Below are 9,445 nucleotides of genomic sequence, written 5' to 3'. Positions count from 1 at the left end.
CCCCGGGAGCGTCGTCGTAGTGATCTCCGAGCAGGCCGCCGAGTATCAGCGTGCTGACGTGCAAGATCCAGCGCAGCAGCGCCATGCCGCGCTGGCTCACGCTCTGGCGGGTGCGGTGGGTCGACCGCTGACCCGTTGTACCTGGATCCCCGGGACGGCCCATGCCTCCGAAGTCCATGCGGCGATCACTACCGCCAACGGCCCGCTGATCACCTACGCGGCCGGTGGGGTCACTCGTACCGAGGCTGGCGTTCTTGCCCTTCACAGCACCACGGAGGCGACCAGGCCGTCCCACGCCATCACGCTGCGGGGGCTCGCCGAGGCCGTCGGCCAGGCTTCCGCGCCCCACAAACTCCAGATACTCGACCTCCGAGCCAGCCCGGACGTCTGGAGCTCGATCGCGGAACACCCGGAGCTTCTCAGCCCGCCGAACGCAAACACCGCGGTGATCGGACACATCCGTCTAGCTGCCCTCTCCTCGCACAGCCTGAGCCACAGCTACACCTGGACGGAGCTGCTCACCTGCGTCATCCGCGACGGCATTCGCGGGGTTGGACCCGTGCTGCCCCTTGGAGAGCTCGCTACTTCACTGCCCCCGGCGCGTTCTCTCAGCCGGGACCGGTCCGTGTTCGTTCTCTACGAAGGAGACTGGCGGCCGTTCCTCAACCCGACCCCCGGGCGCTCAGCTGGAGAGCCTCTTGCACGGTGCCCTGGATGACACTCGACCCCGGATGCCGGTTCCGCAGATCACTAGCGGCGGTGCCAGTTCCTTCGGTGACCGCCTCTCGCCACGCCTGCGGCCGATCCCCTCCGAAGAACGGCAGGGATGTCAGGGTTTCGCGCTCGGCGCGGACCCAACCCTGACATCGGATGTGCCGCTTGACGTTGCTGGGCTGGTAGAGGAATCGAGAGGCTGACTTCATGACTGTCAGGGTTGGCATGACCACGGAGCGCGAAAGGGTGCCGCAGTTTCGCGTGACGGTGAACTCGCGGTGCAAGAGGGCCTGCTTCTACTGCCGCCCTTCGGGCGAGGCGGTGGCCACGGCCGCCGGCAGCGAGCTGTGCCCGGACCACCTGCTGCTGGTGGCCGGCGCAGTGCGCCGGCAGGGGGTAAGCGGTATCAAGCTGACTGGGGGTGACCCGGCGCTGTACGGGCCGCTGGTGGAGGTGGTGCGTCGGCTTCGGGAGGAGGCAGGCTTTGCCGAGATCGAGGTGATCTCGCGTCACCCGGTCATCGGGGAGCGTGCCCAGGAGCTGGCCGAGGCCGGGGTGACGCTGTTCAACGTCAGCCTGGACACCCTGGACCCGGTGCTGCACAAGGACATCTGCGCGGTCGACGACCACGACCAGGTGGTCGAGGCGCTGCGGGCGTGCGTGGCCACCGGTGTCCCGGTGAAGGTGAACGTGGTGGTGATGGGCGGGGTGAACCTCGACGAGGTGCCGGCTCTGACCGCCTTCTGCGAGGAAGCCGGGGTCGCCGCGGTCAAGCTGCTGGATGTGATCCGCGACCTGGGCGAGAGCTCCGAGTCGTTCACCCGACGGCTGGAGATCCTGCGGGGCAAGTCGCTGCCGGACCTGTACGCGCCGTTGGAGGAGCTGACCGGGACCCTGCGGGCGCTGTCGGTGGACGAGGAGGTCCGCAGCCAGGGCGGTCTCGGGCATCCGCTGACGGTGTTCACGATGCCGTCCGGGATGGAGGTCGTCGTCAAGGACTCCGCGGCCGGCGCCTGGTACGGATCGGTGTGCAAGGGTTGCCCGATCTTCCCCTGCCACGACGCGCTGATGGCGCTGCGCCTGACCGCGGACGGCCGCCTGCAGTTCTGCCTGCTGCGCGAGGACGTCACCGTCGACCTCGCCCAGCATCTGGCCGCCGGGGACACCGCAGCGGTAGACGCCGCCGTCGAGGCGGCGTTCCACGTCTACGCCGACGCCTACTTCCGGGCCGGTGCCGCCACCCCGCAGCAGCTGCTGGAGGTGGCGGGCCGGTGACCGTGATGCTGGACATGCCGACGCTGCGCCCGGACACCGCGCTGGCGGGCGCACCGGCCGGCACGCAGAAGCCGCTGGTCGTGCTGGTCTACCCGAAGGTCGACCACGAGAAGGACTACGTCTACTTCTGGATGCCGTTCTCGCTGCTGACGATCGCCAAGCCGTTGCTGGAGGACGGCCGCTTCGACGTGGCGCTTTTCGACGGGAACCAGCACGACGCCGCGGCGTGGGCGCGCTTCCTGGACGAACACCTCGATCGGGCGGTGGCCATCGGGGTCAGCGTGATGACCGGCGGCGGGCAGATCAGCCACGCCCTGGAGATGGTGCGCACCGCCAAGGAGCGGCCCGGGTGCCCGCCGGTGGTCTTCGGCGGCCCGCACGTCGCGGTATTGCCGGAGGAGACCGCCCGGCACGAGCTGGTCGATGCCGTGCTGGCCGGGCCCGGGCAGAACTCCATGCTGCCGTTCCTCGAGTCGGTGCTCGGCCGGCTGCGGCGCGCTGATGTACCCGGCCTGATCACCCGTCTGCCGTCCGGCGAGCTGTTGCGCGGCCCGGTGAACCCGCCGCGCACCGGCCTGCTCGGCGCCTACCCGTGGCATCTGCTCAACGTCGCCGACTACCTGCGCGACGACCCCACCGTGGCCAGCCGCACCCTGAACTACGTCTCCAGTCAGGGCTGCGTCTACCTGTGCCGGATGTGCTTCGAGCTGACCTACCAGCGCAAGTACTCCGCGATGCAGGCCGACGTGCTGCTGGCGGACGTGTGCGACCTTCACGCCCGGTTCGGGATCAACGGCGTCAAGTTCTACGACGCCGACTGGTTCGTCAACCTGAAGCGCGCGGTCAGCTTCTGCGAAGGCCTGACCGAACGCGATCTGGGCCTGAAGTGGGCGGCCAGCATCAACCCCAACGACATCCTCAAGGCCCGCCGGGCCAAGCTCGGACTGCTGGACAAGGTCGCGGCGAGTGGCTGCAGCAGGCTGCTGATGGGCGTGGAGTCCGGCTCCGACCGGGTCCTGGCCGATGTCGTGCAGAAGGACGTGACCCGCGCTCAGGTCCTGGATGTGGCACGCGAGATCGCCGATGCGGGCATCCTGGGGTCCTACACCTTCATCGTGGGCTTCCCGGGGGAGAGCGAAGCGGAGATGGAACAGACGTACTCGCTGATCGAGGAGCTGCGCGGCCTCGCTCCGACGCCGGAGACCCGGGTGCACCTGTTCGCCCCCTACCCGGGCACCCCGCTGTACGACGAGGCCCTGGCCCACGGGTTCATCCCGCCGACGGACCTGGAGGGCTGGTCGAGGTTCGACTACTACACCAGCCTCACGCCGTGGACCTCGCAGGCCACGGTGGACCGGGCCCGCGAGCAGACGCAGATGCGCCTGGCCCCCGCCAGCTGACCCCACCAAGCCCCGGGCGGGGCGGGACCGCACAGGCCCCGCCCCGCCCGGCCCACCCGTTCCTGCCAGGAGAGCACCGTGCCCCAGCCGTCCCGCCTTCCCGCCGCCGCCGTCAAGGGCGACCGGATCGGCGTCATCACCGTCTCCGCGCCCGAGCCACACCAGCACCCCGACACCTACGTGCAAGGCATTGAGGTGCTGCGCGGCCGCGGCTTCGAGATCGTGGAGGCGCCCGGTGCCCGGGGCGCGCACGGCTACCGCGCCGGCGACGAGAAGCAGCTGCTCGCCGACCTCTACACGATGCTGGAGAACCCGACGGTCGCCGCGGTCGTCTGCGCCGGCGGCGGCTGGAACGCGAACCGGCTGCTGCGCCACCTGGACGCCGCCCGCATCGCGGCGAACCCGAAGCCGATCGTCGGGGTCAGCGACCCCACGCTGCTGCTGAACGCGATCACCGCCCGCACCGGCATCCCCACCTTCCACGGGCCCGCCGTGATCTGGGACCTCGGCAACCCGGACGCCCCCGCCCACACCGCCGACCACTTCCTATCCGTCCTCGCCGGCCGCCCCGAGGCCGCCCGCATCGACGCGCCCCTGGCCTGGCTGCGCCCGGGCCGGGCCCGCGGACACCTGGTGGCCGGCTGCCTGTCCTCCCTGCACAGCCTGCTCGGCACCCGGTGGGAACCCGACTGGGACGGGGCGATCTTCGCCTGGGAGGACGCCTTCAAGTCCGTCGAGATCCTCGACCAGGTCCTCACCCACTTCCGCGACTGCGGGGTGCTGGACCGCATCGCCGGCATGGTCGTCGGGGAACCCGTCGCCGTGGAGCCCTCCGGCGGCTGGGGCCTGATGGAGATGGTCGCCGACGTCTGCGACGGCTACGCCTTCCCGATCGCCACCGGCCTGCCGTTCGGCCACACCCCGACCAAGTGGACCCTGCCGATCGGCGCCACCGTGCGCATCGACGCCGAGGCCCAGGTCCCGATGCTGATCGAGTCCCCCTGGGTCACCCCCGCGCCCTCGAACGCCTAGGAGCACGATGACCAACGCGATCAAGAACCCCAACGCCCGCCTGTACGGCACCTTCCTGCGCGACCACCCGGACGAGCGCGAGCTCCTGCTGGCCAAGGCCCGCCTCGTCCACGGCCTGCGCGAGGAGCTCCACCGCCAGGAGTACGTGGAGGTGGCAACGCCGATCCTGTGCCAGGACCGCGAGGGCGCCCCGCTCCAGCAGTTCACCACCACCCACCCCCTCACCGGCCGGCCCTTCCACCTGCGTCACTCCGCCGAGGACCACCTGCGCCGCCTGGCCGTCACCCTCGACCGGGTCTTCGACCTCGGCAAGGCGCTGCGGGCGGAGAGCGAGAGCCCGTGGCACACGGTGGAGTTCATGCTGCTGGAGATCGCCGCCCGCGACGTGGACCTCGCCCAGGGCGTCACCCTGGTGACCGACCTGATCCGCGCGGCCGTCCGCGCCGCCTACGGCACCCTGGCCACTCCGGGCGTGGACTGGACCGACATCACGGTCCGGCCTGTCGACGAGGCCGCCGCCGAAGCCCTCGGCGCCGAAACGATCCTGACCGAGGAGCAGCTGACCGAGCAGGCCCGCGGCTGGCTCGCCGCCCACGGCCATGCCCCGGCCACCACCGGCACCGACTGGGAGGTGCTGGAGGAGTTCATGAAGCACGCCGTCGAGGCGGCGTGCTCCACGCCCACCGTGCTGACCGGCTTCCCGTACGCGCTGCGCCACAACAGCCGCGTCGAGGCGGCCACCGGCCGGGCGCAGCGGCTCTCGGTGGTCGTCGGCGGGGTCGAGTGCGGCGACGGCGGCGTCAAGCTGCGCAGCTCCCGGGAGTACCGGCCGATGGTGGACACGAACATCAAGCTGCGCGAGCAGTTGTTCGGGATACCCGCCGACGCCGGGCCGCTCGACTTCTACGCCGACATCGACGCGGACCCGGCGGCGGATGTGTTCACCGCGGGCCTGGGCGTGGACCGGCTGGCGGCGCTGTGCGCCGGCCGGAATGTCCACGAGGTCCTCACCTTCCCCTACCACTGACCCGAGAAGAGGCGACAGCAGCGATGAGCGCACCGATGCGGGCGATCGTGATCACCGAGAGCCTGGAGGGCCGTGCCCTTCCCGCGCCCCTGGCGCAGTGGGAGGACCGGCGCTACCCGCACCTGCTCGACGAGCGGACCCCGATCGAGATCATCGAGTGCGCGGTCCCCGCCGAGCGGGCCGCCGAGGCCGCGCTCGCCTTGGCAAAGGTGCTGCTGCCCGAGCTGTACTACGCGCACCTCCTCGACGAGCAGCGGATGCTGGTCGCCTTCCCCGGGATCGTCGCCCAGATCGACCGGGGCGACGCGGCAGCGTGCGAGCGGGCTCAGGCGGTCGGCGCGCTGTTCAAGATCCCCGCCGACCAGATGCGGTTCCTGGAGATGTTCGACGAGGACCACCCCGACGCCCCTGCGGCCACGGCGCGCGACGGCGCCGCCCGGTGACCTCCCGCAACGTCGCCGAGCCGCCGCTGGCCGTCGTCACCGGAGCCAGCGGCGCGCTCGGCTCCGCCATCCACGCCCGCCTGACCGCCAACGGCTGGAAGGTGGTGGCCACCTACCGCTCCCGCCCACCCGCCACCGGCACCGGTGCGGAGTCGCTGTGGGTACGGTTCGACACCGACGCCCCGAACCCCGGCGCTGAACTCGGCGCCGCCGTCGAAGCAAGCGGTGGTGCGCTGCGCGCGGTGTTCGCCTGCATCGGCGCGCCGTCCACCAAGCGCCCGGTCGCGGCGACCCCGGCGGAGGAGTTCGAGCAGGTCCACCGCGCCAACGTGCTTAGCCTCGTGCACACCTGGCACGCCGTCGCCGAACCGGCCCGCGCCGGCCGGGCCTCGCTGCTGGCCGTCGGCTCGGACGCCGGGCGCGCCGCCCGGGCGGGCAACGGCCCCTACACCGCGGCGAAGGCCGCCCTGGAGGCGCTCGTCGTCACCCTCGCCCGGGAGGAGCAGCAGCACGGAGTGCGCGCCAACCTCGTCGCGCCGTCGCTGATCGACTCGCCCCTCGCCCACCATGTCATGCAGCTCAAGGGCGTCAACAACCCCGACACCTACTACCAAGGGCTACCGTGGGGCCGCCCCCTGGCCATGGCCGAGGTCGCCCAGGTGTGCCTCGACGTGGCCACCGCCGAGCACTGGCGTTACGCCACCGGGCAGGTCTACCCCCTGATCGCGGCAGCCATCTGATGGTGAACCAAGCCCACGCCCGACAGCTCGGGATCGTCCAGACACTGCGCAGCCGCGAATCGGTGTCGGCCACCGCGCTGGCCGACCGGTTCGGCGTCGGCATCCGCACCATCTACCGCGACGTCGAGACGCTCACCGCCCACGGCATCCCGATCCAGGCCACCACCGGCCGGCACGGCGGCTACCGGCTCGCCCCCGACAACCCGATCGACCCGCTCACCCTCGACTCCGACCACGCGCTGCGCCTGTACGTCCTGGGCCTGACCGACACCGACGGGGCCGACCTCGAGGCCCGGGCCCGGCAGGCCGGGATCAGCGGGACCACCCAAGAGATCATGCGCCGCCTCACCCGGTGCATCCACTTCGACACCGCCGACTGGTACTGGCGCGACGAAGGCTCCGGCCACCTGCCCGCCCTGCGCTACGCGATGCTCACCGGCATCGCCGTCGAGGCCGCGCTGCACAGCGCGGAAGGCGTACCCGAGGTGCGGCTCCTCAAGCCGTACGCCGCGGTGTGGAAGGCCGGTGAGTGGCACATGGTCGCCGCCGCCTCGGCCGGCACCGCCGTCGACCGGTTCCGCCTCAACCTCGTGGACCGCCTCACCCTTACCGACCTGCGCTTCACCCCGCCCGAGGACTTCGACGTGCGCACCTGGTGGACCGCAGCCATGGAGGACTTCGGCAAAGGCCCCACCCGCGTCGAGCTGCACGTCGCGCCCAGCGCCCGCGACGAACTGCTCCGCCTGAGCCTGAAATCGACCTCCCAGCTCCACGACCAGCCCGACGGCTCGCTGCTGATCGTCCTGTTCGTCGACCGCTGGCACTGGCTCGTCCCCCTGGTCACCAGCTACGGCCCCGACGTCGTCGTCACCGAGCCGGCCGAACTGCGCGACGCCGTCGCCGGCCACCTGCGCGCCGCGCTCGCCGCCTACGAGCCGATACCCGCACCGGGCGCCGACGGCGCCCCGGACGGCTTCCGCACCGACGACTCCCGCCTGCGCTCCACCCGCGGCCGAACCCCGAGGAAACCCTGATGACGCCCCGCCACCTCGACCTGGTCGACACGATCGAGCTGCCCGTCCCCGGCCCGTTCGACCGGCTCCACACCCTCTGGAAGCCCAGCCACTTCGCAACCGGCCTGGAGGTGCACACCGCCACCACCAGCTGGCGCACCTTCCGCGTCGAGGACCTGATGTGCGGGGTGCGCCTGCACCAGGAGGACCCCGGGGTGCTGGTCGCCGCCGTGCACACCGACGGCGACTGGAAGCCCGACCACCGCACGGCCCTCGCCCGGCGTCTGGCCACCGGCTACGGGCTCCAGGAAGACCCCAGCGCGTTCACCGACCTCGCCGCCCGCGTCCCCGCGATGCGCGAGCCGCTCGCCGCACTGGCCGGCATGCGGCAGAGCTGCCCAGAGAACCTGTTCGAGATCGCCACCGTCGCCCTACTCCTGCAGAACACCACCATCGCGCGCACCACCCAGATGATGCGCAATCTCCTAACCCATTACGGCCACCTGGTCCACTTCGACGGCGTCACGCTGCGCACCTTCTTCACCCCGGGCGAGATCAGCAGCATCCCCACGGAGACCTTCAAAGAGGTCGACCGGCTCGGCTACCGCGCCAAGTCGATGCCCGCGTACTCCGTCTTCTTCACCGCCAACAACCTCGACGCCCTCGGCGACGACCCCTCGCTGACCGACCGGTTCCAGGAGATCAAGGGCGTGGGCCCGTACACCGCCGGCGTCATCGCCTCCCACGCCTCCCGCGACCCGGCAGCGGTCGGCCTCGACGTGTGGAACACCAAGCTCCTGGGCCGCCGCCTGCTCGGCACCGAGGACGTCACGCAGGACGAGGTCCGCAAGAAGCTCGGCGAGCTTTTCCCCGGGCACCAGGGCACCGCAGCCCTCTACCTCGTCGAACACGAGTACCTGGCCGCCCCCGTCGCCCCCCTCCTGGACCCCGAGGACCTGACGGCCTGGAACCAGACGCTCGAGGCGGCGAGCCAGTGACCGAGACGACCAGCACCCCGGCCCGGCCGGATTCGGTAACCACCGCCCGGTCCGCGTTCGCCACAGCGCTCGCCCAGGAACCCGGCGTGCACGATCCCGTCGTCGTCGCGGCACTGGCCCGGGTGCCCCGGCACCAGCTGGTGCCGCGCCTGTTCGTGCCGCTCGGCGAGGACCGCCCCGCCCGGCGCTGGCGCCTGCTCGACCTCGCGGACGAGCCCGAGCAGCACCTCGAAGCCTGCTACGGGATGGACCAGGTCGTCGTGCAGCTCGACGGCCGCCCGACCGGCCCTCTGGCGGCCGGCCGCGAGTACAGGGGCGTTCCGTCCGGGCAGAGCTCGGGCGCCGGTTTGTTGGCCGTCAGCCTCCAGGGCCTGCGCCTCGCGCCGGGCGAGCGGTTCGTGGAGCTCGGGGCGTGCACCGGCTACCTGAGCGCGGCCGCCGCCGACCTGACGGGTCGGCAGACGACCGGCGTGGAGATCGACCGGGAGCTGGCGCGCGACGCCGCCCAGCGGCTGGCCGCGCTCGGCGCCGACGTGCGGATTGTGGCCCGGGACGGGCTGCGCGGTGTGCCCGACGGCGAGTGGGACGCGATCGCCGCCTCATTCGCCGTCCGGCACATTCCCGCCGCCTGGCTGCAGCGCCTCGCCCCGGGCGGGCGGCTGCGGACCACCGTCACCACCGGTGCGCCCGGCTGGCACGCCACCGCCCTGGTCCGCCGCGACGAGAACGGGGTGCTGTCGGGGCGGCTCACCGCGGAGCGGTGGGGGCACGTGCCGGACCGGGCCGCCGGGTGGATCCCGCTG

At 71.9% G+C, this 9,445-nt stretch carries 9 protein-coding genes; all 9 read left to right on the top strand.

What is annotated here, in order from left to right; all coding sequences use genetic code 11:
- Nucleotides 1–921 precede the first annotated feature (921 nt).
- Entirely contained in the window at nt 922–1,989 is a 1,068-nt protein-coding gene (locus BMY61_RS43170; protein WP_082015106.1) for a radical SAM protein, read from the top strand.
- A 5-nt stretch (nt 1,990–1,994) separates the two neighbouring features.
- The gene (locus BMY61_RS43165) at nt 1,995–3,389 is read left to right on the top strand and encodes a B12-binding domain-containing radical SAM protein (RefSeq protein ID WP_236656069.1); all 1,395 of its coding nucleotides are present in this window, start codon (nt 1,995–1,997) and stop codon (nt 3,387–3,389) included.
- A gap of 78 nt (nt 3,390–3,467) precedes the next feature.
- On the top strand, nt 3,468–4,421 hold the full coding sequence (locus tag BMY61_RS43160) for a S66 peptidase family protein (protein WP_042449559.1): 954 nt from the start codon (nt 3,468–3,470) through the stop codon (nt 4,419–4,421).
- Nucleotides 4,422–4,428: 7 nt separating this feature from the next.
- Nucleotides 4,429–5,448: an amino acid--tRNA ligase-related protein gene (locus BMY61_RS43155; protein WP_042449560.1), complete on the top strand. Its 1,020-nt coding sequence runs from the start codon at nt 4,429–4,431 to the stop codon at nt 5,446–5,448.
- A 23-nt stretch (nt 5,449–5,471) separates the two neighbouring features.
- Nucleotides 5,472–5,891, top strand: a complete 420-nt coding sequence (locus BMY61_RS46945; protein WP_161791273.1) for a hypothetical protein — start codon at nt 5,472–5,474, stop codon at nt 5,889–5,891.
- A complete protein-coding gene (locus BMY61_RS44630) occupies nt 5,888–6,631 on the top strand; it encodes an SDR family NAD(P)-dependent oxidoreductase (protein ID WP_042449564.1) in 744 nt (247 codons plus the stop codon). Before BMY61_RS46945 ends, BMY61_RS44630 begins: the two co-directional genes overlap by 4 nt.
- On the top strand, nt 6,631–7,665 hold the full coding sequence (locus BMY61_RS43140; protein ID WP_042449566.1) for a helix-turn-helix transcriptional regulator: 1,035 nt from the start codon (nt 6,631–6,633) through the stop codon (nt 7,663–7,665). Before BMY61_RS44630 ends, BMY61_RS43140 begins: the two co-directional genes overlap by 1 nt.
- Nucleotides 7,665–8,642 (top strand): DNA glycosylase family protein, encoded by a 978-nt coding sequence (locus BMY61_RS43135; protein ID WP_042449567.1) that lies wholly within the window; start codon nt 7,665–7,667, stop codon nt 8,640–8,642. The genes BMY61_RS43140 and BMY61_RS43135 overlap by 1 nt, the downstream gene beginning before the upstream one ends.
- On the top strand, nt 8,639–9,445 hold an 807-nt coding region (locus BMY61_RS43130; RefSeq protein ID WP_143094834.1), incomplete at its 3' end, for a protein-L-isoaspartate O-methyltransferase family protein. The genes BMY61_RS43135 and BMY61_RS43130, both read left to right, overlap by 4 nt.

Source organism: Streptacidiphilus jiangxiensis (assembly GCF_900109465.1).
In the GTDB taxonomy this organism is placed as follows: domain Bacteria; phylum Actinomycetota; class Actinomycetes; order Streptomycetales; family Streptomycetaceae; genus Streptacidiphilus; species Streptacidiphilus jiangxiensis.
Note: the sequence above shows the minus strand (reverse complement) of the source record. Positions and strands in the feature narration are given on the sequence as shown.